Annotated in this window: 18 protein-coding genes and 1 tRNA gene; 5 read left to right on the top strand and 14 right to left on the bottom strand. The window is 58.6% G+C overall.

All coding sequences use genetic code 11. From position 1 onward, the window contains the following. Positions 1 to 25: 25 nt before the first annotated feature. Together AVCG78_RS11970 and AVCG78_RS11965 are read right to left on the bottom strand one after the other, a co-directional pair. Positions 26 to 2,251 (bottom strand): TonB-dependent siderophore receptor, encoded by a 2,226-nt coding sequence (locus AVCG78_RS11970; RefSeq protein ID WP_081355342.1) that lies wholly within the window; start codon positions 2,249 to 2,251, stop codon positions 26 to 28. Positions 2,252 to 2,592: 341 nt separating this feature from the next. Continuing rightward, entirely contained in the window at positions 2,593 to 3,492 is a 900-nt protein-coding gene (locus AVCG78_RS11965; RefSeq protein WP_174089704.1) for a helix-turn-helix transcriptional regulator, read from the bottom strand. A 153-nt stretch (positions 3,493 to 3,645) separates the two neighbouring features. Between AVCG78_RS11965 and AVCG78_RS11960 the strand changes: the two genes are divergently transcribed. Genes AVCG78_RS11960 through fhuB form a run of 3 tightly spaced genes read left to right on the top strand, consistent with a single transcriptional unit; the run spans position 3,646 to position 7,326 of the window. Continuing rightward, entirely contained in the window at positions 3,646 to 4,461 is an 816-nt protein-coding gene (locus AVCG78_RS11960) for an ATP-binding cassette domain-containing protein (protein WP_015916995.1), read from the top strand. Positions 4,462 to 4,468: 7 nt separating this feature from the next. Beyond that, positions 4,469 to 5,350: an iron-siderophore ABC transporter substrate-binding protein gene (locus AVCG78_RS11955; protein ID WP_071584778.1), complete on the top strand. Its 882-nt coding sequence runs from the start codon at positions 4,469 to 4,471 to the stop codon at positions 5,348 to 5,350. Further along, complete coding sequence (fhuB, locus tag AVCG78_RS11950; RefSeq protein WP_156582835.1) at positions 5,347 to 7,326, top strand: Fe(3+)-hydroxamate ABC transporter permease FhuB; 1,980 nt, start codon at positions 5,347 to 5,349, stop codon at positions 7,324 to 7,326. The genes AVCG78_RS11955 and fhuB overlap by 4 nt, the downstream gene beginning before the upstream one ends. A 15-nt stretch (positions 7,327 to 7,341) precedes the next feature. Here fhuB and AVCG78_RS11945 read toward each other — a convergent pair whose 3' ends face one another. After that, on the bottom strand, positions 7,342 to 7,968 hold the full coding sequence (locus tag AVCG78_RS11945; protein WP_071205088.1) for a TetR/AcrR family transcriptional regulator: 627 nt from the start codon (positions 7,966 to 7,968) through the stop codon (positions 7,342 to 7,344). Between the two features lie 157 nt (positions 7,969 to 8,125). On the opposite strand from AVCG78_RS11945, the gene AVCG78_RS11940 reads away from it, so the two are divergent. Beyond that, positions 8,126 to 8,959: a cyclase family protein gene (locus AVCG78_RS11940; RefSeq protein WP_234665071.1), complete on the top strand. Its 834-nt coding sequence runs from the start codon at positions 8,126 to 8,128 to the stop codon at positions 8,957 to 8,959. 77 nt (positions 8,960 to 9,036) lie between these two features. Beyond that, positions 9,037 to 9,432, top strand: a complete 396-nt coding sequence (locus tag AVCG78_RS11935) for a lipocalin-like domain-containing protein (RefSeq protein WP_174089703.1) — start codon at positions 9,037 to 9,039, stop codon at positions 9,430 to 9,432. Positions 9,433 to 9,698: 266 nt separating this feature from the next. On the opposite strand, the gene AVCG78_RS11930 is transcribed toward AVCG78_RS11935, so the two are convergent. From AVCG78_RS11930 to AVCG78_RS11880, 11 genes are all read right to left on the bottom strand, one after another. Continuing rightward, positions 9,699 to 11,846, bottom strand: a complete 2,148-nt coding sequence (locus AVCG78_RS11930) for a TonB-dependent siderophore receptor (protein WP_409065477.1) — start codon at positions 11,844 to 11,846, stop codon at positions 9,699 to 9,701. Positions 11,847 to 12,150: 304 nt separating this feature from the next. Beyond that, a tRNA-Met gene (locus AVCG78_RS11925) sits at positions 12,151 to 12,227 on the bottom strand. Positions 12,228 to 12,385: 158 nt separating this feature from the next. Continuing rightward, positions 12,386 to 13,582, bottom strand: a complete 1,197-nt coding sequence (mnmA, locus tag AVCG78_RS11920; RefSeq protein ID WP_071205112.1) for a tRNA 2-thiouridine(34) synthase MnmA — start codon at positions 13,580 to 13,582, stop codon at positions 12,386 to 12,388. A gap of 223 nt (positions 13,583 to 13,805) precedes the next feature. Further along, entirely contained in the window at positions 13,806 to 15,377 is a 1,572-nt protein-coding gene (locus tag AVCG78_RS11915) for an FGGY-family carbohydrate kinase (protein WP_071205085.1), read from the bottom strand. A gap of 25 nt (positions 15,378 to 15,402) precedes the next feature. After that, a complete protein-coding gene (locus AVCG78_RS11910; protein ID WP_071205111.1) occupies positions 15,403 to 16,077 on the bottom strand; it encodes an HAD family hydrolase in 675 nt (224 codons plus the stop codon). 11 nt (positions 16,078 to 16,088) lie between these two features. After that, the gene (locus AVCG78_RS11905) at positions 16,089 to 17,576 is read right to left on the bottom strand and encodes a mannitol dehydrogenase family protein (RefSeq protein ID WP_071205084.1); all 1,488 of its coding nucleotides are present in this window, start codon (positions 17,574 to 17,576) and stop codon (positions 16,089 to 16,091) included. 324 nt (positions 17,577 to 17,900) lie between these two features. Next, entirely contained in the window at positions 17,901 to 18,677 is a 777-nt protein-coding gene (locus tag AVCG78_RS11900) for an L-iditol 2-dehydrogenase (RefSeq protein WP_071584745.1), read from the bottom strand. Continuing rightward, positions 18,674 to 19,687 (bottom strand): ABC transporter ATP-binding protein, encoded by a 1,014-nt coding sequence (locus AVCG78_RS11895; protein ID WP_071205081.1) that lies wholly within the window; start codon positions 19,685 to 19,687, stop codon positions 18,674 to 18,676. The genes AVCG78_RS11900 and AVCG78_RS11895 overlap by 4 nt, the downstream gene beginning before the upstream one ends. 15 nt (positions 19,688 to 19,702) lie before the next feature. Beyond that, on the bottom strand, positions 19,703 to 20,533 hold the full coding sequence (locus AVCG78_RS11890; RefSeq protein WP_071205080.1) for a carbohydrate ABC transporter permease: 831 nt from the start codon (positions 20,531 to 20,533) through the stop codon (positions 19,703 to 19,705). A 3-nt stretch (positions 20,534 to 20,536) separates the two neighbouring features. Further along, positions 20,537 to 21,409, bottom strand: a complete 873-nt coding sequence (locus AVCG78_RS11885; protein ID WP_071205079.1) for a carbohydrate ABC transporter permease — start codon at positions 21,407 to 21,409, stop codon at positions 20,537 to 20,539. Between the two features lie 297 nt (positions 21,410 to 21,706). Continuing rightward, positions 21,707 to 23,026 (bottom strand): ABC transporter substrate-binding protein, encoded by a 1,320-nt coding sequence (locus AVCG78_RS11880; RefSeq protein WP_071205078.1) that lies wholly within the window; start codon positions 23,024 to 23,026, stop codon positions 21,707 to 21,709. Positions 23,027 to 23,056 lie beyond the last annotated feature (30 nt).

Genomic DNA, 23,056 nt, shown 5'->3' with positions numbered 1-23,056 from the left:
GCGCGATAGGTTTTCTGATAAAACCTTACCAGCTTTTCGAAATCTTCAGCGTCACGGTTCGACCTTCGCCATAGCCGCAGGTCAGCGTACCCTGGCAGCCGGAGACATATTGCTTGTCAAACAGGTTGGTAACGGTGAGCGCTGCACCCCAATCGTCTTTCTTGTAGCGAATGGCGGCATCGAACAGCACGGCATCAGGCACTTTTTTGGTATTGGCGTAATCGGCCCAGCTTTCGCCCTGATAGCGAATGCCGCCGCCCAGGCTGACGCCTTCGAGTTTTCCGGCCAGAACCGTGGTTGGTATGGCGTAATCCAGCCAGGCGGAGGCCAGCATCTTTGGCACGAGATAGGGTGAATTGCCGATCAGTGATGTATCGGCGTGTTCGAGAATCTCCAGATCCTGATAGGTGAAGGAGGCCAGCGCCTTCCAATCGGCATTCAGCTCGACCTTGCCTTCCAGCTCGAAGCCGCGCGAGCGCACCTCGCCGATCTGGGTGGAGAGAAAGGTCAGCGGATCGGTGACGGTCCAGTTCTTCTTGTCAATCTGGAAGACCGAGGCGGTGATCATGCCCGGAAAGAAGCTTGGCTCGTATTTGACGCCCGCTTCATATTGTTCGCCTTTTTCCGCCTTCAACGGATCGCCCTGGGTCACGCCGATCTGTGGATTGAAGAAGCTGGCGACACTGACATAGGGCGTCAACCCATTGTCGAATTGATAGGCGAGACCCGCCCGGCCACTTGCCGCACTTTCATTGCTGTCATAGTCGGCATTGCTGGCGGTACGGTCGTTGGACGTGGTGTAGACATAGTCGTAACGCCCATTCAGCGTGGCGATAAAGCCGCCGCCGAAATGGATCTGGTCTTGCACATAGCCGCCGATCTGGTTCTGGCGCAGGATCTGGTTGAGATAGACCGAATTGGCGGGCTGGGTGGTGCCATAGACCGGATCGGTGGCGCTGATCGGCGTGTCGGTGGTGCTGGCCTGCACCTGGTCGAGCTGGTAGAATTTGTAATCGACGCCTAGCGTTAGGTCATGCTTCAGCGCTCCGGTCTCGACCTCGCCGTTCAGGTGATTGTCGATGGCGAAGGAATTGACTTCGGTATGGTGGCTGAAGCCAAGCCGTGTCAGGTAGGCATCGCTGCTTGTCGGTTCAGAAAGATAATTGCTGCCGGTGGCCGGATCGTAATAGCCATAGGTATAAGGCGTGTTCTCGGCCTTGTTGAGGTAGGAATAGCGGGCGGTTTGCGAAAACGTCCAGCCGTTTTCAAGCTCGTGGCTGAAATCCGTGCCCACCATGGTCTGGCGCGAATAGCTGTAGTCACTACCCGGTTCGCCATAATAGGCATCCCGGTCGATCCGCCCGAAGGAGGCTTTTTCCACCGTGCCGACATAGGGCAGGAAGCCATTGGTGCCTGAGGTTTGGTCGAGATAGGAATAATAGGCATAGACATTCAGCTTGGTGCCATCATCCGGAGCCCAAGTGATTTGCGGCATGATTACGCCACGGAAATCATGGGAATAATCGGCAGCCTTGTCGCCGCCAGCGATCTTGCCAGTCACCCGGTAGCTGACATCACTGTCCTTGATCGTATCGCCGGTATCGAAAGTCAGGAAGGCATTGCCATAATTGTTGATACCAACTTCGGTGGTGAGAAATTTTTCCCCCGTCGGGCGCTTGCCGACCATGTTGACAATGCCACCCGGATTGGAGCCGCCATAGAGAACCGAGGCCGGGCCTTTCAGCACTTCCACCCGCTCCAGCACGACAGGATCCACCAGAAACCCGCCAAAGCCATAGCTCCAGAGGTTCAGACCATCAAGGAAGCTGCCGGTCTGGGTGGCCTCGAAGCCGCGAATATACATCCAGTTGGTGTCGCCATCGGCACCGAACGGCTGGGTGTAGACGCCGGACGTATAGCGCAGCGCCTCATCAACCTTGTTGGTGACGCCGCGATCGGCCATTTCGGCGGTGCCGATCACCGAGACCGATTGCGGAACTTGCGCGAGGGGCGTATCGGATTTCGAGCCTGTCGATGTGCGCTTGGCCACATAGCCATCGACAGGGCCGGTCGCGGTTTCGCTTTTGCCTTCGACGGTGATGGTCGACAGTTGGGTGGTGGCGTCCTGCGCATGGACGAAGCCCGGCAGGCACAGCGTCTGCAGGGCAATCCCGGCCATCAGGGCGGCGCGATGCCGGTTTGAGCGATCCTGCCCTTTTGTTTTCCGTGCCTGAACCAATGCCGTCCCCATATCATCACCTTATTGCCGATGCCCCAGCCGGGCATGAATTTCAAATGATGACTAATTAATTCATGTATTTCTGTCGTGCTTGTCGCAAGCATGGACGGCTTGAACGGATTTGGGCAAACCGTGTCCCGCCGCACAGAATTTTAAGGGGTATTGTCAGAGTACACGATGCTATCGTTTTATCGGTGGCCTAACCCACCTCTGGCTTGCGCATATCGATCTCCCTCCTTGAGGGGGAGATGTCCGGCAGGACAGAGGGGGTAAGCGGCACATAAAAACGTTTGCGTCGTATCCTGTCGGGGTATTGCACCGCATTGCTGAACCGGCACGGCGCTGCCGCCAACTCAATTGAGCCGGACCCGCCGCCACTCGGACGGCGACAGGCCGACGGCGCGGCGAAAGCTGCGGGCAAAATGGGCGGCATCGGCAAAGCCGGTTTCCGCCGCGATCACCGTCAGCGGCACGGCGGGGTCGCGCAACCGTTGTTTGACCGTTTCAATCCGCGCCTTCATTTGCCATTGATGCGGCGATAGGCCGGTTGACGCCTTGAAAGCGTGGCTGAAATAGGTGGGTGACAGGCCCGCCAGTCCAGCCAGTTCCTCCAGCCTGATGGTGCGCAGGCAATGGGCCTCGATGAAATCGCAAACCCGGCGGAGCTGCCAGGCGGCCAGCTTGCTGCGTTTGCGGTTGGGCAATTGGTGCGTAGGGGTGGGGCGAATGTTCAGCACGTCGATCAGCAGCGCGCTGACCAGCCCATCTCCATAGAGATCGTGCAGGGGATGCGGATTGGCGACATCGGCGGCGATCAGTTCGGCCAGGGCCAGCAGTCGAGGATCATCAAGAAGGTAGCGCGGCTGGTGCAATGCCGCCAGCCCGGCATCCTCGCCTAACCGGTGCCGCAAGATATCAGCATCGAAATGCAGGTCCAGATGCCGTAGGCTTTTCACCCCGGTGATCGCAGTCGATAGTTCCAACCCGGCGGGAATGAAATGGGCTGCCCTGGCAATCGCTCCGGAAATCCGCTTGCCACCGCCTTCAGCCATGCTGAGGTCGGCCCCATCCTCGCCTGCGGCGTCCAAAAGAATGAACAGGCGCGGATCGCTGCTGACATAATGCCCACCCGCGTCGCTTTGGCAATCCACCGACCAGAGATCGGCGACCATGCCGTTCCAATAGCGCCGGTGCAGGCCGGAGGAGACGGACAGTCCGTCGATCTTGCTGGTCATGCGGGGCAGGTAGGACATTGGCCAATCCGGGACAAGTGAGGTGCAGGCGATGGGCAAAACAGAGTTGAAAACACACTTGCGAAGCGGCAAGACTGTGTATAGTTGATTTTTATTATCATGTTTTATCCGCCCAGTTCAAGCTGAGTGGCACTGTGTATTAGAGGATCTTTGATGGCGAGCGAACATCGCAAAATCCTGGCCGCAGGCGAACCGGAGATGATTTTCGAAACGCAGGCGCTTGGTTTCACCGTCGATGGCCGGGCCTTGTTGCGGGATGTGTCGATCGGTTTTCGTAAGGGTGAGATTTCCGGTCTTGTCGGCCATAATGGTTCGGGCAAATCCACATTGCTGAAGCTTCTCGCCCGCCAGCAAAGCCTGACATCCGGGACGATCCATTTTGCCGGGGCGGATGCCGGCGCGCTTGGCGCGCGCGATTTTGCCCGCAAGGTTGCCTATTTGCCACAGGACGTGACGGCGGCCCATGGCATGACCGTGCGCGAACTGGTGGCCTGCGGACGCTATCCCTGGCATGGCGCGCTTGGCCGGTTTACCGAGGCGGACAAGGCCAAGGTGGAGGAGGCGCTGGACTTGACCCATGTCCTGCCGATGGCGGACCGCATGGTGGATACGCTGTCGGGCGGCGAGCGCCAGCGGGCCTGGATCGCCATGCTGGTGGCGCAGGACAGCGAATGCCTGCTGCTGGATGAGCCGACCTCGGCGCTCGATATCGCCCATCAGATGGACGTGCTGGCGCTGGTGCGCCGCCTGTCGCAGGAAAAGGGTTTGAGCGTCATCATCGTCCTGCATGACATCAACATGGCCAGCCGCTTCTGCGACCGGCTCTATGCGCTGAAGGCTGGGCAATTGATTGCCGAAGGCTCCCCCACGGCCCTGATGACCCGCGAGACGCTGAACGCCATTTACGGCGTCGACATGGACGTCACCCGCCATCCAGGTTTGGAGATCCCGCTCGCCTATGTCTGCTGATCCTTTCCTGTCGCTCAGCCGCCGCCATCTTTTGGCGGGGGGTGTGAGCCTGTTCATGGCGTCTGCTGCTCGGGCCCAGAGTGCTGCGCCTGCTCGTGTTGTCTGCCTGGATTACGGCCTTGCCTCGACCCTGCTGGCCTTCGGGGTCACACCTCTGGCAGTGGCGTCTCTGGCCGATTGGGACAAATGGGTGGAAGAGCCGCGCATGCCTGACGGCGTGATCGATCTCGGCTCGTCCTGGGAGGTCAATTTCGAATTGCTGATCGCCCTGAAGCCCGACCTGATCCTGTCCACGGCCTTTAACGACCCGCTGAACCCGCGGCTGCAAGCCTTGGCGCCGCTGTTTCGCGCCAGCGTCTATGCGCCTGACACTACCGATATCCTGACCGCCTCTTACAGTGCGACGCGGGATCTCGGCAAGGTGATGCGGCTGGAGGCGCGGGCCGAGGCCTTTCTGGCCGAGGCCGATGCGTTTTTCGATGTCTGCCGCGCTCGCCTTGCCAGGCTGAATGCGCCGCCGGTGGCGCTGGTCAATTTCATGGATGCCCGCCATGTGCGGGTCTATACGGCGCCCGGCCTTTATCATGATGTCCTCCAGCGGCTCGGCCTTACCAATGCATGGACGAAGCCTGGCAATTACTGGGGTTTCGAGCTGATCGGCATCGAGACCCTGGCGACAATCACCGATCCGCGCGCCCGGCTGATTGCCTTCGAGCCTGTTCCCGCCGATGTCATGCCGGTGCTGGCAAAAAGCCCGCTCTGGCAGGCCTTGTCGATGGCAAAGCCGGAGCGCTTCGCCGTCCTGCCCTCAACCCTGATGTTTGGGATGGTGGTGGAAGCCATGCGCTTCGCGCGCCTGCTGACCGACTACTTGGACAGTCAAGCATGAATATTCCGTTCTCTTCCAGACCGTCCTATCTAGGTCCGCTCCTCGTCACCCTGCTGCTTGCCGGTCTTGGGGGCCTGATGGCATGGCATGGCATCGCACCGGTGCTGGCGCGGCCTGAAAGTGCCGGTTACGACATTGATTATGCCGTGCTTTACAATGCCACCCTGCCGCGTTTGGCGATGGCGCTAATCTGCGGGGGGGCGCTGTCCTTGTCGGGCGCGCTGTTCCAGCAGGTGCTGCGCAATCCGCTGGCCTCGCCGACCACGCTTGGCGTTTCGGCGGGGGCCAATCTCGCCATCGTCCTGGCGCTGCTGCTGTCGCCCGGTCTGCTGGGTTTTGGCCGCGATATGGTGGCACTGGCCGGGAGCGCCATTGCGGCGGGCTTGGTGCTGCTGATGGGCTTGCGGCGTGGCTTTTCACCGTTTTCGCTGGTTATGTCCGGGCTGGTGGTCAGCCTGTGGTGTGGGGCGCTGTCGAGCGTGCTAGTGCTGCTCAATGAGCGCTATCTGGTTAGCCTGTTTATCTGGGGGGCGGGGTCGCTCGCCCAGCAAAGCTGGGTTCCGGCGCTCACCCTTCTGCCCAAGGTCGGGCTGGTGGCACTGGCCGCCGCCCTGTTGCTGCGACCGCTTACTCTCGTCGAACTTGGGGAGGCAGGAGCCACCGCGCTCGGCGTCAAGACCGGCCATCTGCGGGCGGCGGCTATTGCGCTTGCGGTGCTGCTGGCGGCTTTCGTCACCAGCGCGGTCGGGGTGATCGGCTTTATCGGGCTTGTGGCGCCAACGCTTGCCCGGTTGACCGGCGCGCGGCGTTCCGGCGCGCTTTTGGTCTGGTCGACCCTGATCGGTGCGGCGCTGCTGTTCTTTGCCGATAGCGCATTGCTGCTGCTTGCCGACCAATTCAGCGACATGCTGCCGACCGGGGCCGTCACCGCCTTGTTCGGTTCGCCGCTGCTGCTTGTGCTGCTGCCGCTGTTGAAAACCCGGCATCGGATCATGGTCGAGCGAGTGCCGAAGCCTCGGCATCTTGCCTCGACGCGGACGGTCTTGATCGTGGGGCTGATCGGTGGCGTTGCGTTGATCGCCATGGCGCTACTGTTCGGGCGCAGTACCGTCGGCGATTGGGCTTTTCTGTCCCCCTCGCTCTACAGTGAAATTCTGCCTGTGCGCTTTCCCCGCGTGTTGGCCGCCTTTGCTTCTGGCGCTATGCTGGCGGTGGCTGGGTTGATCCTGCAACGGCTGACCGGCAATGAAATGGCCAGTCCGGAAGTGCTGGGCATCAGCGCCGGAGCAACCTTCGGGGTCACAGTGGCGGTGTTCTTCCTGGCGGCGCCAAGTCTTGGGATGCAACTCGGTTTTGCTGCGGCAGGTTCTCTGACTGTGTTGGCGGTGATTTTCCTGTTTGCCGCTCGGGCTGGTTTTGCGCCGGAGCGGGTGCTGTTGGCAGGCATTGCGCTGAGCGCCATGGTCGATGCCGTGGTCGGTGTGCTGGCGGCGAGCGGCGATCCTCGCGCCACCTTCCTGATGCGCTGGATGAGCGGCTCGACCTATAATGTCACGATGACGAGTGCCATCACGGTGACGATCATCGCCGTGGCTCTGGTGGTGATTGTCGCCTTGCTGCGCCGGTGGCTGGACCTTCTGCCGCTGGGGCCGTCTGCTGCGGGCGCACTTGGCGTGCCGCTCGCAATGGCCCGGCTGTTGCTGCTGCTGTTGGCAGGTGCTCTCAGCGGTGCGGCTACCCTGACGGTCGGCCCCTTGAGCTTCGTCGGCCTGATGGCCCCGCATCTGGCCCGCGAGGCGGGATTGCTGCGCGCCGGGCCGCAGCTGACCGGTGCGGTGCTGATCGGTGGCGTGCTGATGATGATGGCCGACTGGATTGGCCGGACCCTGGTCCATCCTTACGAAATCGCCGCTGGCCTGGTCTCGGCGCTGATCGGCGCGCCGGTGCTGATCCTGCTAATGCGCCGGAGGGCTTGAGGGGCTTGCCTGCCTTTACCCGCAGATTTCCAGGAAGCCAGCAAGGGAATAAGCGAGTAAAGGGTCAATTGCCCCTTCAAGATCACCGCCAGTGATCGCACCGCCTGTTAATCCGTCTATACGGGCAACGCCAGAGAATACTGACACCATCAATGCTGCGGTAAACATGAACGCCCGCGCCACACTATGTCGCGGCGCTTGTGGCAAAGCGGCATTAAGCGCCTCGATGAACAGCTGGGCAGTCTCGTCCATGTGTGACTGGAGAAGCGGCAAGTGCCGGTTCGATTGGCTGATCTGCGCGATCAGCCTTGCATAGCTCGCCCATCCATTTTCGCTACTGGTTGCAAGCTCCAGATAGGGCCGCACGAAAGCCGATAGAATTTCGGCAACGATGTCACGTCCCATCCCAGCTGGGACCTTGCTGAGCGCGTCTTGACGGCATGTGTTGAGAACCACCATCCGGCGGGCAATCACGGCTTCGAATAACGCCTCCTTGGTTCCGAAATGGTAGTGGAGGAGGTTAAGCCGCACATCGGCTTTATCGGTGATCGCTCTGATCGACACCGCATCATAACCGAGGTCAGCAAATAAAGCTTCAGCCGCGTCCAGAATACGTGTCGCAGTGATGCTCTTCACGGACATGTGACAATCTCCTATATTGATTAGGTCGTTCGACCTACCTAATTATCGAATGCGCAGATCAATGTCTGCGGAAACGTAATTGCAACAAGGATTAGAGCCCATGTCAGTCGGTGACAATGAACAATTCAAGACGAACCGGAGAACGATAATGGCTGCCATGGGCGGACTGATGGGCGCGCTTGCGGCTTCTTCCAAGGCGGTGGCCGCAGCAAAGCCCGCCCGAAAGATCGTTGATATTTCGATGGTGATCGAAAACGACGTGCCGTCCGATCCCCCGGGTCTTGACCCCAAGATCACCTATCACAGCCACAAAGAAATGGCGTCGCAGATGGCGGCCTATTTCCCCGGCCTCAAGCCGGAGGATCTTCCCGATGGGGAGGGTTGGGCCATTGAGGAGATCCGGTTGACGACGCATAACGGCACCCATCTGGATGCCCCCTATCACTACCACTCCACGATGGACGGCGGAAAACGCGCCATCACCATAGACGAAGTGCCGCTCGACTGGTGCTGCCGCCCCGGTGTCAAGCTGGACTTCCGCCATTTGGCCGATGGTCATGTTGTAACCGCCGCTGAAGTGGAGGCCGAACTGGCGCGAATTGGTCATGAGTTGCAACCGCTTGATATCGTTCTGGTCAACACCTCGGCGGCGGACCATTACGGCAATCTCAGCTATCTCTCCAGCGGTTGCGGGATGGGGCGCGATGCGACACTCTACCTGTTGGAGCGCGGGGTCCGTGTCACCGGTACGGATGCGTGGAGTTGGGATGCGCCATTCAAGTATACCGCTGAGCGCTATGAGCAGACCCATGACAAGAGCCTGATCTGGGAGGGGCACCTTGCCGGCATGACCATCGGTTATTGCCATATGGAAAAACTGCAAAAGCTCGAAACCCTGCCCTCGACAGGTTTCGAAGTCTCGTGCTTTCCCATTAAAATCCGCGGCGCTTCCGCAGGCTGGACTCGCGCGGTTGCCTTTATTCAGGAGTGATGATGCCCCAACCAGTTTCGAAATTACCTCTCGCTGACTGGCTCCAGGGCACATGGTCCCTGGAAACTTTTACCAGCATGGATGACGCGGGCGCCGTCGTGGACGTGATGGGTCCAAACGTCAGTGGATACATATCCTATGCGTCCGATGGCTGGATGTCGGTGCAGATCATGGCGGCAAACCGCAAGCTCTATGATTTTCCAGAGATATCAGGTGGAAAGGACGATCAATTGATTGCCGCAGCCACGAGCTATTTTGCCTATGCAGGTCGCTATACGATCGATCCGCAGGCGGCAATTGTTATCCATCATCTGCAATTCAGCTTGTTGCCCAACTGGGTTGGCGGGCATCAGACGCGGTATATAGAACGCGCATCCGACACTGTGCTCATTCTCAGCGGCGACCCGGCTCCTCTCGATGGTAAGCAACAGGTGGCACGGCTGCGATGGCAACGCGTGAGATCGATCAATTGAGAGGAGACGGCAGCCTCTCGATGCTGGACGGGTACAGCGTCTTTGCAGGACTGAACGACGAAGTGCAATTTAAATGCTGAAGCACATCCGCGACGCTTGCGGATTATCAGATGTGGTTATCTGATGTGGCGGGCGTTCGCTTCTCCTGAGCAAATTGGGACCTGGACTCTGTCAGGGTCAAGTTGAACCAGACAAACTCTACAGCGCCATTCGCCATATATGGCGCACGGCGCTGTAGTTTGCTGTGCCCTGGTGAGGTTTTCCCGTTACCAGGTATATTTCAGCGTCCCCAAAACCGTGCGGCGGTCGCCGTAGTAGGAGCTGCCGTAATAGGTGGTGGTGACGTATTTTTTGTCGAACAGGTTTTTGGCATTGATCGCGAAGGTGACGTTGTCTGTCACCTTGTAGCTCGCCATGGCATCGACCACGGTATAAGCATCGACCTTCACGGTATTGGCCGAATCGCCGTAGCTGGAGCCGACATAACGGACACCGCCGCCCAGCGTCAGGTCGCCGCGCCAGCCATCGCCGGGAATGGTGTAATCCACCCAGGCCGACGCGGTGTTCCTCGGAACCCGCTCGGGGCGATTGCCGGCATCGCCGCCCGTACCGTCTTCCTTGATCTCGGCATCCCAATAGGAATAGGCAAGCGTCATGTTCCAGCGGTCGTTGAGCGCCACCTTGCCCTCCACTTCCACGCCGCGCACCCCGACCTTACCGATCTGGCGCTGTAGTATGGGGGTGACGTTGGAGGGAACATTGGTTTGGGTTATGTCGAACAGGGCGACCGTGAACAGGGCGTCGAAACTATCGGGCTTGTATTTCAAGCCGATTTCATACTGTTCGCCTTCCTGCGGCTTCAGGGAGCCTTCAACGGAATAGCCATTGGCGGTCGGGGTCACCAGCGGCTGGAAGGACGTGGAATAATTGGCATAAGCCGCCAGTTCCGGCGTGATCTTGTAGCTCAAGCCGATCCGCTTGGTGAAGGCTTCCGACGTGTTGTTGTCGCTCGTGCCGGTATAGAGATAGTCGGCTTTGGTATTGACATAATCATAACGCCCGCCCAGCGTCAGGATCCAGCGGTCATCCAGCGTAAGCTGTTCCTGGGCGTAGACGCCAAGCGCCTTCTGCTTGACCTTCCAATCGAGATAGGGATCGAGAGACACGCAGGAGCGACCGCAATACACCGGATTGTTGATGTCGATGCCCGGGGCCGAGCCATAGCCTATGACTTCATGGGTGCTGTCATAGGCATAGTCGACGCCTAGCAACGTCTTGCTGTCGAGGCGATCCGTGCTGGTGTCATATTCCAGCTGATTGTCGATGGCGAAACGATCCGCCACGCCGTCCACGGCATAGGCTTCCCGATTGACGCTCGAATCTGTGCTGGCGCCATAGACTGTCTCATAATCCAGGTCCACATGCGAGTAGCGGGCATTCTGCCGGAAGGTCAGACCCTCGGTGATCTCGTGGCGGAACTCGTAGCCGACATCCTTCTGGATCGTATCGAACTTGTTGAAGTCCGGCTCGCCGTAGAACCGGGTCGTATCAACGTCGAGACCGGCTGGGAAGCCCAGGGCCGGTGTGGTGTCGCGCTTGTTGTAGTCGGTCAGGAAGGTCAGCGACGTGCTCTCGTCCGGGCTGATGGTCAGGGCCGGTGCGACGTAGATGCGGTCATCGTTGGAATAATCCGAGCCCAGGTCGGCATTCTGCCATTTGGCGGTGACGCGGTAGGTAAAGACACCTTCCTTGTCGAGCGGCCCACCAAAATCCGTGCCGGTTTCGATATGGTTGTCGCCGAAGGTGGTATAGACCTCGGCATGGAACGTGTCGGTCGGATGTTTGGTGACGGCATTGATCATCCCGCCCGGACCGTTGAGGCCGAACAGGGTGGAGGTCGAGCCTTTCAGCACTTCCACGCGTTCCAGGCCGTAGGGTTCGGTGCGGGCTGCGGTAAACCAGGCGGGAATGCGCGCACTCAGGCCATCGCGATAGATGCCGAGCGTGGTCGTGTCGAAGCCGCGAATACGGTAATAGTCGTAGCGATCGTCGGAGCCGAATTCATCGACAACCACACCGGACGTATAGGCGACGGCGGCCTGCATGTCGCTGACGCCGCGAGTTTCCATTTCCTTCAGAGTGACGACCGAGACAGCCAGGGGAATATCGATGATCGGTGTATCGGTCTTGCTGCCGACAGTCGTCTCTTTGGCGACGATATTGGCATCCGGGCCGGTGGCCGAGGATTTGCCCTGAACGGTAATGGTCGAGAGTTCCGTATCTTTCTCTTGCGACCACGCTTGCGAGGCGGCAGCAATCAGCGCCAGGCCGGCAATACTGCCGAGCAGCAATTGTCCATGTCTGGACATCGTCCGGTTCGCAGCCTGCGCGCGTCCACCGGCCCCCTTCGTCATTTTCGTCATGCTCCGCCTTCCTTCATGCTGTCGGCGTGAGGAGATATCCCGTCTCCGTCACAGGCGGACAATATGAACTATACAAACGGAGTCAACTTTAAAATTGACAAATCCACGAAGGTTTTATTTGTTTAAAAATGCCTTTAAAAGATAGAGCTTTTAGAGGTTTTCAGGGAAAACCTAGAGTCTGTCTGGCTCAATCTAAACCTGACAGACTCTCAGTGAAGTAGATGCCGGGATGGAAAAAGGTCGCCAAAATAAAACCAGCCATGGCTGATATTTAAAGGTCTGGTTTTTTGAAGAATGGTAGCGGGAGGCGGACTTGAACCGCCGACCTTGGGGTTATGAATCCCACGCTCTAACCACCTGAGCTATCCCGCCGCACCTCAAGGACTTTTGCTTGTCGAGAAAGCTGTCCGAAGCGATGGGCGGCTTATAAGGCGAGCGTCGTTGCAAAGTCAAGCAGGCAAAATGCAAAAAAGGACCGCTGGTAACGGTCCTGTTGCATTACGTGAATTTTGCCTTGTGACAACAAGCGGTTAGGCGGCTTGCGCGCCCGCCAGAAGCGCCTTCAGGAAGGTCTCGGCTTCGGCCTGGCGTTCCGAGCGTTCGATAAAGCCGCCGCCATAGACACGGGCGTCGGCGCCTTCGCCCGAATAGAGCACGCAGGCCTGTCCCGGCGCAACGCCAGCTTCCCCCATATCGAGGTCAACATAAATGCCGGTTTCATCGGCATGCAGATGGGCCGGAGCAGGGGGACGGGTGGAGCGCACCTTGGCAAAACAGGCAAAACCGCCGCTTGCCTCATCCTCGATGGAGCGGTCGCCCAGCCAGTTGATGTCACGCAGATAGACGCGGCGGGTTTCCAGCGCTTCACGCGGCCCGACGATGACCCGGCGCGACCGGGCGTCCAGATAGACGACGTAAAGCGGCTCACCAGTGGCGACGCCCAAGCCTTTGCGCTGGCCGATTGTATAGTGCAGGATGCCTTCATGCTGGCCCAGAACCCGGCCATCGAGATGGACGATATCGCCACTCAATGCCGCGTTCGGCTTCAGCTTGTTGATGATGTCGGCATATTTGCCCTGCGGCACGAAACAGATGTCCTGGCTGTCGGCCTTTTGCGCGACGACGAGGCCCATGTCCTCGGCCAGCTTGCGGGTCTCGGCCTTGGACAGGCCGCCCAGCGGAAAGCGCAGATAATCGATCTGTTCCTGGGTGGTGGCAAACAGGAAATAACTCTGGTCGCGCTCGCTATCAATCGGACGAAACAGGGCGCGGTGGCCAGGATCGTTCGGCAGAGGCGTGGCGCGTGAACGGATATAGTGGCCGGTGGCCAGTGCGTCGGCCCCAAGCTCGCGGGCGGTGGCTAGAAGATCGGCGAATTTGACCGTTTGGTTGCAGGCCACGCAGGGGATCGGCGTTTCACCGGCGATATAGCTGTCCATGAACGGATTGATCACGGTGTCGCGGAAGCGCTGTTCGTAATCCAGCACATAATGGGGAATGCCGAGCGTCTCACAGACCCGGCGCGCATCATCAATATCCTGACCGGCGCAACAGGACCCGGCCCGATGCACGGCGGCACCATGATCGTAAAGCTGGAGCGTAATGCCCAGCACGTCATAGCCTTCGCGTTTCAACATTCCGGCCACGACAGAACTATCGACGCCGCCTGACATGGCGACGACAACGCGGGTATCTTCCGGTCTCTTGTCAAAATCCAGCGTATTCACGGGGCGCGTCATTTCTCAAATGTCTGCGAGAAGACCGTTCTCGACTGCTGCGGGCGGGCCTTGAGCAACGCCATGGGCAGGAAGAGCGGGTCATTCACAATGCAGCTTGCACGATGCAGCTTGGCTTATCATTCTATCAGCCAATTCCCGCCCGATATAGAAACAATTGGCCGCGCAATCAAGACCGGTGTTTCCGTGTCCGTTATGGTGGTGCTTTTGCCGCTCAGATCGCGTCCAGCTCGGCCCGGTGCCGCTGCATGGCGAGAAAACGCGCGTAGTCGCGGTCGTAAACCTCTTTCATATCCGGGTTCGGCACCACAAGCCGCCCTGGTTCAGCCATCGCCGCGCCTGCCTCAGCAAGGCCGAGATAAAGCCCGGCGGCGCTGGCAGCATTGATGGCGGTGCCGACCAGTACGGCATCGGTGCTATCGGCCACCACCAATTCGCAGCCGGTCGCCTCGGCGTAAAGCTCAACCAGAAGCGGGTTTTTGACGTGACCGCCGGTGAGATGCAGGCGCAGCGGGCCTATCCCGTCTTTGCTGAGTGTCTCGACGATCTGGCGCAGGCCAAGCACGATGCCGACGCAGGCCCGCCAATAGAGGCGGCAGAGGCCGTCAAACGAGGCATCCAGCGTCAGGCCGGAGATGGTTCCGGTCAGGTTTGGGTCGGCAAAGGGCGAGCGGTTGCCGTGAAAATCCGGCAGGACGTTGATTTTCTGGCCGAAAGACGCACCTTCGGCGGCACGTAATTCAGCGATCCGGGCAATGATGCGGCGATGATTGTCGATGCTCGGTTCGCCGCCTTCCGCATGGCTGCGGACAAGATGGTTGAGAAGCGCGCCGGTTGCCGATTGTCCGGCCTCCACCAGCCAGAGATCGGGGAAAATGGCCCCGAAATAAGGCCCCCAGAGGCTGAAACCGTAAAGAGGCTTGGGCCGGAGCGCAATCAGGCAGCTGGAGGTGCCGCCGATCATCGCCACGTGGTTAAGCTCAGGGTCTGAGAGATCCGTCGATCCCAGCACGCCGAGCGCGCCTGCATAGGCATCGACCATGCCGGCGGCAACGGGAGTGCCGGGAATAAGACCCAGCGCGTCCGCAGCGTCCGTGCTGAGTGTGCCGACGCGTTTGCCAACCGCAACCGCCTCTTCTGGTAAGCCTGCGCGAGTCAGCACGTCATCCAGCCCGACACGATCCAGAAAATCCTGTTGCCAGCCGGGCTTGCTATGGCCGAAAAACGTCCATTTGGATGTCAGGGTACAAAGCGACCGCGCCGGGCTGCCCGTCGCCTTCCAGGTGAGGAAATCAGCGAGATCGAAGGCTAAACCCAGTCTTTGCCAGAGATCCGGGCGATGACGCTTCAGCCACATCAGCTTGGGGATTTCGGCTTCAGGGGAGATGACCCGGCCATTGTGGTGCAGCACCGGATGATCGATATGTCCGCATTCTTCGGCTTCAGCCGTGGCGCGGTGATCCAGCCAGGAAATTGTGTCGAAACCATCCTCCCCATTCAGGCAGAGCGGCTGGCCGCTTCTGTCAAGCAGCACCAGCGAGCAGGTCGCGTCGAAACCGATACCGGCAATGGCTTTGGGGGCGATACCGGCCTCTGCAAGGGCTGCCTTGACCGCGATGCAGCAGGCCTCCCAGATATCCTGGGAATTGTGTTCGCCACGCTCATCGCTTGGGCGTGAAAGCAGGATCGGGTGTTCGCGCCGGGCCAGCAGGCGACCGGTGCGCGTCACGACACCGGCACGCGCGCTGCCGGTGCCGACATCCACCGCAATCAGATGATCTCGCATGATGAATTTGTTTCCGCCCTAATGCTTATAAGACAAACTGAACCAGATTGGCCATGGCGTCAAATTTGGCGTCTGGCTTCAGGGCGTCAATGCTGCCGTGGTAGATGTCGCCCGTTGCATGGCCGCCGCCAGTAAAGGCTAAGGCGCGCATGCCAGCGGCGCGGGCGGCGGTGAGGCCAGCGGGGCTATCTTCCACCACCACGCATTGGTGTGGTTGTGTTGCCATTTTCTCGGCGGCATACAGAAACAGGTCCGGTGCGGGCTTGCCGTTTTTCACCATGGTGGCGCTGTAAATATGCGGCTGAAAACGCTCGATCAACCCGGTGACGCTAAGTGACAGAGCAATGCGATCTGGCTGGCTGGAGGAGGCCACGCACCAGTGAATGCCCGCTTTGCTGAGATCGTCGAGTGCGGTGTGTAGGCCGGAAATCTGCTTTAAATCCTGCCGGAAGCGTTCATACAGATGGGTGCGCAGGCTGGTCAGAAAGCTGTCACCGATGGCAAACGAAAACTCCTCGCGGGCCGTGTCCACCACCGTTGCCATGCTGCGGCCAAGGAAGTTGCGATAGACATAATCGGCATCAATCGCCACGCCTGCCTTTTCAAACTCGGCCACCATGACCTCAACCGAGATCGGCTCGCTATCGACAAGCACGCCGTCGCAATCGAAAATCACCAGCTTAGTGGCCGGGTCATGCATCATAACAATCCTTATGCCGCTGCGAGGCCGCCGTCGATGTAGCTTTGCAGGGTTTGTGCTGTGCCATGGGTGCGAAGGTGTGAAAGCGCTTTTGCAAAGCGCTGCCTGAACACGTCATTTTGCCCCACGGTGCCAAAAATATCGTCCAGCGCTAGGAATAGCAGCGGATCTTGCCGCGAGGCAATGGCGGTTTTTTGCAGACGCTCCGCACTGGCATCGTTGAACACAATCGGCTTGCCGCTATCGGATGTGCCTTCGAAATAATGACACCAAAGGGCCGACACCAAAGCCAGCCCGGTGACATCCAACCCCTTGGCGAGACGATCTGCTGTGGATGGCAGAATGAATTTTGGCTGACGGTTCGAGCCATCCTGCGCTAAGCGCGGAATGGTGTCGCCGATCTTGGGGTTGGAGAAGCGGCTCTCGATCAGCGTGGCATAGTCTTGCAAGCTGGTGTTGGGCACGGGTGGCACCACTGGGATGATTTCATCATGGGTCAGCTTGGCAAGGAAGGCCCGGATCAGCGGATTTTCCATGGCTTCGTGCACGAAGTGAATGTCCATCAGCGCTGCCGGATAGGCAATAGCCGCATGGCCGCCATTGAGAATGCGCAGTTTCATCAGCTCATAAGGTGCCACATCTTCCACAAAGGTGACGCCAACCTCTTCGAAAGCAGGACGACCGAGGGGGAATTTGTCCTCCAGCACCCATTGCTTGAACTCCTCGCAAAACACTGGCCATGCATCATCAATGCCGTAAGCATCGCGGGTAATGTCAATCTCGCGCGGGCCGGTGGCGGGGGTGATGCGGTCCACCATGGAATTGGGGAAGGCAACGTGATGGAGAATCCACTCGGCAAAATCGGGATCGGAAAGTTTGGCAAGGCCGATGATTGTGGCTTCCGTCACTTCGCCATTGCCGGGGATGTTGTCGCAGCACATCACGGTGAAGGGTGGAATATTGGCGGCACGTCGGGCCTTGAGGCCTGCGATGATCAGGCCGAAGACTGTTTTGGGCTGGTCGGGGTTTTGGGCGTCTGCCACGATGGCCGGGTGTTTTGGGTCAAAATGGCCAGTGGCGGGATCGATGAAATAGCCGCCTTCGGTGATGGTCATGGAGACGATGCGAATGGCGGGATCGGCCAGCTTTTCAATGATGCCGTCAAAATCCGGTGCCGCGATCATATCCACCATCGGACCGGTGACGGTGGCGGCACTTTTGGCCACATCCTGTTCCACCACGGTGGTCAGGTAATCCTGGCCTGCCAGCTTGTCTTTCATCGTGGCATCGGATGGCAGCACGCCCGCGCCGATAATGGCGAAATCGAGGTCTTTGCCGAGGTTGAACAGCTCGTGCAGGTAGACGGCTTGGTGGGCGCGGTGGAAATTGCCAACGCCGAAATGGACGATGCCGGGGGTGAGGCTTTCGCGGGTGTAGGTGGGAATGGCGGCCTTTGTGGAGGCGTCGGGCAGGGTGGAAAGGGAGAGTTTTATGGTCATTGGGTTAGGTCCTGAATGAATTTTGGGAAATGGGTGAAGGGGTGCAATGTCGGGGATGGAGCGTGTGGCTTGGTGGCTTCGCCCCCCTCATCCGGCTGCCGCCACCTTCTCCCCGCTGGGGAGAAGAGGCAGGTTGTACGGTCCCATGCTTTATTTTGCCGATGTTTGCTGGATGCGGTTTGAAGCAGTTGCTTTTTGAGTTTCGCCATATCCACAAAGTCTCTTCTCCCCAGCGGGGAGAAGGTCCCGCCTCGTTTAATAAAGAAAGGGGGATGAGGGGGTGCGAAGCCCACTCCACAAAACGCCTCAGCAAACCCTTTCATCTCAACTCATCCAATTGCCGCCATCGACATTATACGTCTGAGCCACCACATAATCGGCCTCAGCGGACGCCAGAAAAATCGCCATGCCGGTAAGATCCTGCGCCGTCCCCATGCGCCCAAACGGAACAGCCTCACCCACCAGCTTTTTCTTCTCGCCGGGGGCGCGGTTCTCGTGGCGGGCAAACAGCGCATCGACGCCATCCCAATGCTCGCCATCGACCACGCCGGGGGCAATGGCGTTGACATTGATGCCATGCTTGATCAGGTCCAGCCCGGCCGATTGGGTGATTGAGATAATCGCCGCCTTGGTGGCGCAATAGACCGCCACCAGCGCTTCGCCGCGCCGTCCGGCCTGGCTTGCCATATTGATAATCTTGCCGCCTTTTCCTCTGGCGATCATCGATTTTGCCGCCGCTTGCAGCATGAAGAGTGAGCCAGCGACATTGATGGAAAACAGCCGATCATAGCTCTCGCGGGTAATGTCCACGATGGGTGCAAGATCAAACAGAGCGGCGTTGTTGATGAGGATGTCGAGGCCGCCAGTTTTCTCTTCCACAGCCTTGATAGCGACATCGATGGAGGCCTGATTGGTCACATCCAGATGAACGGCATAGGCTTTCTCGCCAATGGCTTTGGCGGTTTCCAATGCCCGTTCCATATTGATATCGGCAATGGCAACCGTGGCACCTTCCCGCACGTAGGCCTCTGCAAACGCACGGCCAATGCCACGGGCGGAGCCGGTAATCAGGGCGGATTTTCCGTCTAATCTGCCAGTCATGCTGACATCTCCTTCTCGTTTAGGCCCTGTTCATTGAAACGATGAATGCGGCTGTCATCCGGGGTAATGAACACCGTGTCGCCATGGCGGGCGGTGAAATCGCCATCCGCACGGGCGGTGAGATGGCCAAGGCCCTCAACATCAACATGCAAATGGGTGTCGGAGCCGAGATGTTCGGCAATCGTCACCTTGCCTTTCCACGCGCCATCGGTGGTGGAGAGCGTCACATGTTCCGGGCGCACGCCGATGGTGGTGGCACCGTATTTGGCAGCGGTCTCCCCAGAAATCAGGTTCATTTTCGGTGAGCCAATAAAGCCTGCGACAAACAGATTAGCGGGCTTGTGATAGAGCTCCATTGGCGAGCCGACCTGCTCAATGCGGCCCTTGTTCAGCACCACAATCTTGTCGGCCATGGTCATGGCTTCCACCTGATCGTGGGTGACGTAGATTGATGTCGCGCCCAGCTTCTGGTGCAACTCGGTGATCTCCAGCCGCATGTTGACGCGCAGCGCCGCATCCAGATTGGAGAGCGGCTCATCAAACAAAAAGCACGAGGGTGAGCGCACAATGGCGCGGCCAATCGCCACACGCTGACGCTGACCGCCAGAAAGCTGGCGCGGTTTGCGGTCGAGATAATCTGTGAGATTGAGGATGCGGGCGGCATCCGTCACCTTCTTGTCAATCTCGCCCTTGTCCATGCCCGCCATTTTCAGCGGAAAGCCAATGTTGGAACGCACGCTCATATGCGGGTAAAGCGCATAGGATTGAAACACCATGGCAAGGCCGCGCTCCGATGGTTTGCGGTCAGTGGCGTCAGTGCCATCAATAAAAATCTTGCCGCCGGATGTATCCTCCAGCCCGGCAATCAGCCGCAGCAGGGTGCTCTTGCCGCAGCCAGAGGGACCAACAAACACAACGAATTCGCCATTGTTGATCTCCAGATCAATGCCGGGAATAACCTTATGCTCGGCAAAGGCCTTGGAGACGTTTTTAAGCTGAATACTGCCCATGATAGGTGATCCTTATTATTTCACAGCGCCAAAGGTCAGTCCGCGCACCAGCTGTTTCTGGCTGAACCATCCGAGCACAACGATTGGAGCAATCGCCATGGTGGAGGCAGCCGAGAGCTTGGCGTAAAACAGGCCTTCGGGGCTGGAATAGGAGGCGATGAAGGTGGTCAGCGGTGCCGCCACTGACGTGGTGAGGTTGAGGGTCCAAAACGCCTCGTTCCATGACAGAATGATGTTCAAAAGCATTGTCGAGGCAATGCCCGGCACGGCCATCGGCGTCAGCACATAGATGATTTCCTTGATCAGGGATGCGCCATCCATGCGGGCGGCTTCCAGAATTTCGCCTGGAATTTCCTTGAAGTAGGTGTAGAGCATCCAGATGATGATCGGCAGGTTGATCATGGTCAGCACCGCCACCAGACCGATGCGGCTATCGAGCAATCCGCCATCGCGAAACAGCAGATAGATCGGGATCAGCGCACCCACCGGCGGCATCATTTTGGTGGAGAGCATCCACATCAGCACATCCTTGGTGCGCTTGGTGGGCGAAAACGCCATGGCCCAAGCGGACGGAATGGCAATGGCCAGCCCCAGAAGCGTGGAGCCAAAGGAGATGATCACCGAGTTCATGAAGTGGGCAAAATAGTCTGAGCGTCCCTGCACCTCGACATAATTTTCTGTGGTCCAGTGGAAGAACAAAAACACCGGAGGCGAGGCGATGGCATCGCCTTCGCTTTTGAAACTGGTGAGGAAGGTCCACAGGATCGGGAAGAACAGCAACAGCCCGATTGCCCAGGCAATGAGGGTAAAGGTCAGCTTACGCTTGGTTGAAATTGCGCGTGCCATTGATCAGCTCTCCAGGTTCTTGCCGATGAGGCGGATCAGGAAAAGGGCAACGATATTGGCCAGCACCACAGCCACAATGCCGCCAGCGGATGCGCCGCCAATGTCGAATTGCAGCAGGGCCTGATTGTAGATCAGATAGGTCAGGTTGGTGCTGTCGGTGCCGGGGCCGCCATTGGTGGTGACCAGAATTTCAGCAAAAACCGAGAGCAGGAAGATGGTCTCAATCAGCACCACCACGGTGATGGCACGGGCCATATGCGGAAGCGTAATATAGATGAATTTCGAGATCGGCCCCGCGCCATCCATTTCGGCGGCTTCTTTCTGCTCCTCACTCAGCGATTGCAGGGCGGTGAGCAGGATCAGGGTGGCAAACGGCAGCCATTGCCATGCGACAATGATGATGATGGAGAGCAGCGGAATGGTGGCCAGCCAATCCAGCGGCTCCAGCCCAACGGCCCGGAAAGCGAAGGCAAAGAGGCCGTTCACCGGGTTCATCAGCATGTTTTTCCACACCAGTGCGGCAACGGTTGGCATGATGAAAAACGGCGAAATCACCAGAATGCGGACAATGCCTTGGCCAAACATCGGCTGATCCAGCAGCAGTGCCAGCGCAATGCCACCAATGATCGAGATAGCGAGCACGCCACCCACCAGTATCAGCGTGTTGGTCAGCGCTGCAAAAAACGCCGGATCGGTGAGGAAATATTCGTAATTCAGCAGGCCGACGAATTCATGCACGCCGGGCATCAGCAGATTATAGTTCAGCGTTGAGAAATAGATGGTCATGACCAGCGGCACAATCATCCATGCAAACAGCAGGATAACCGAAGGGGCCATCATCCATCGGGCCGAGGAATGGGTATGGGTCGTCGCCATGTCTGCCGCGCCTCTTTGGGTGTGTTGGGGTTTTTGTTTTATGGTTGGGCGGGGGCTTGCTGTCCTGCTCACACATCGTAGGGCAGTGCCAGCCGCCCCCTCATCCGTCTGCCGGCACCTTCTCCCCCCACTTTACATAGGGAATGGGGAGAAGAGGGAAAGAGCCGCAGCGCCGGCTTCTCTCCTCGCCCCAGCGGGGAGAGGTCCGCCGAGCGTAGCGGAGGCGGGGTGAGGGGGCCGCTTGCACTGTCATACATTGTGGGCGAGATGGCGGGGGTAAACCCCCGCACTCAACCCTTACTTCTTCGGATAACCCGCCTTCTTCATCTCACGCTCAGTCAACGTCTGCGCCGTTTTCAACGCCTGATCCACCGTGGTCTGACCGGCCAGTGCTGCCGAGAATTGCTGGCCAACGGCGGTGCCGATGCCCTGGAATTCCGGGATAGCCACATATTGCACGCCCTCATAAGGCACAGGCTTGACGGTTGGTTGCTTGGGGTCTGCCGAGTTGATGCTATCCAGCGTCATCTTCGCAAACGGTGCTGCCTTCTGGTAATCAGCATTGGCATAAAGCGAGGTACGCGTGCCCGGAGGAACATTGGCCCAGCCATCCTTCTCTGCCACCAGCTTCAGATAGTCCTTGCTCGTTGCCCAAGCGATGAACTTTTCAGCGGCTTCGACCTTCTTGGAGCCAGCCGGAATGGCGAGGTTCCACGACCACAGCCAGTTGCCGCGCTTGCCAAGACCATTATCGGGAGCCAAAGCAAAGCCGACCTGATCAGCAACCTTGGATTCCTTCGGGTTGGTCACGAAGGATGCTGCCACGGTGGCATCAATCCACATGCCGCATTTGCCGGTCTGGAACAAGGCGAGGTTTTCATTGAAGCCGTTGGAGGAGGCACCGGGAGGGCCGTCCTTCTTCATTAGGTCCACATAGAACTGAAGGGTCTTTTTCCACTCCGGCTGATCAAACTGCGGCTTCCACTGTTCATCAAACCAGCGCGCACCAAAGGAGTTGGACATGGCGGATAGGAAGGCAATGTTTTCGCCCCAGCCAGCCTTGCCACGCAAGCAAATGCCGTAAACTTCCTTGGATTTATCGGTGATTTTGTCAGCTGCTTCCTTGATGAAGTCCCATGTTGGAGCTTCCGGCATTTTCAGCCCTGCTTTTTCAAACAGATCCTTGCGATACATCACCATCGAGCTTTCGGCATAAAACGGTGCCGCATAAAGCTTGCCATCAACAGTCAGGCCAGACCGCACTGGCGGCAGAAGGTCGGCTGCGTCGTAAGCCTTGTCGGCACTCAGCTTGTCCAGCGGTGCCAGCCAGCCCTGCTTGCCCCAGATCGGGGCCTCATAAATGCCAATGGTCATCACATCATACTGGCCGCCCTTGGTGGCCACATCGGTGGTAACCTTCTGGCGCAGAACGTTTTCTTCCAGCGTCACCCACTTCACATCAATGCCGGGGTTCTTGCTTGTAAAATCATCCGTCAGCTTTTGCATGCGGATCATGTCGCCATTGTTGACGGTGGCAATCGTCAGCGTTTCGGCAGAGGCCACGCCAGCCATGGCGAAGACTGAGCAGGCGCCCAGCAATAGTGTTTTCAATGTCATTTCTTCCTCCCAGAAGACCAGGTGGAACCC

This window comes from Gillisella vitis (assembly GCF_021559775.1).
Classification (GTDB): Bacteria; Pseudomonadota; Alphaproteobacteria; order Rhizobiales; family Rhizobiaceae; genus Allorhizobium; species Allorhizobium ampelinum.
The sequence above is the reverse complement of the archived record's forward strand: the minus strand, read 5'-3'. Positions and strand labels throughout refer to the sequence as shown.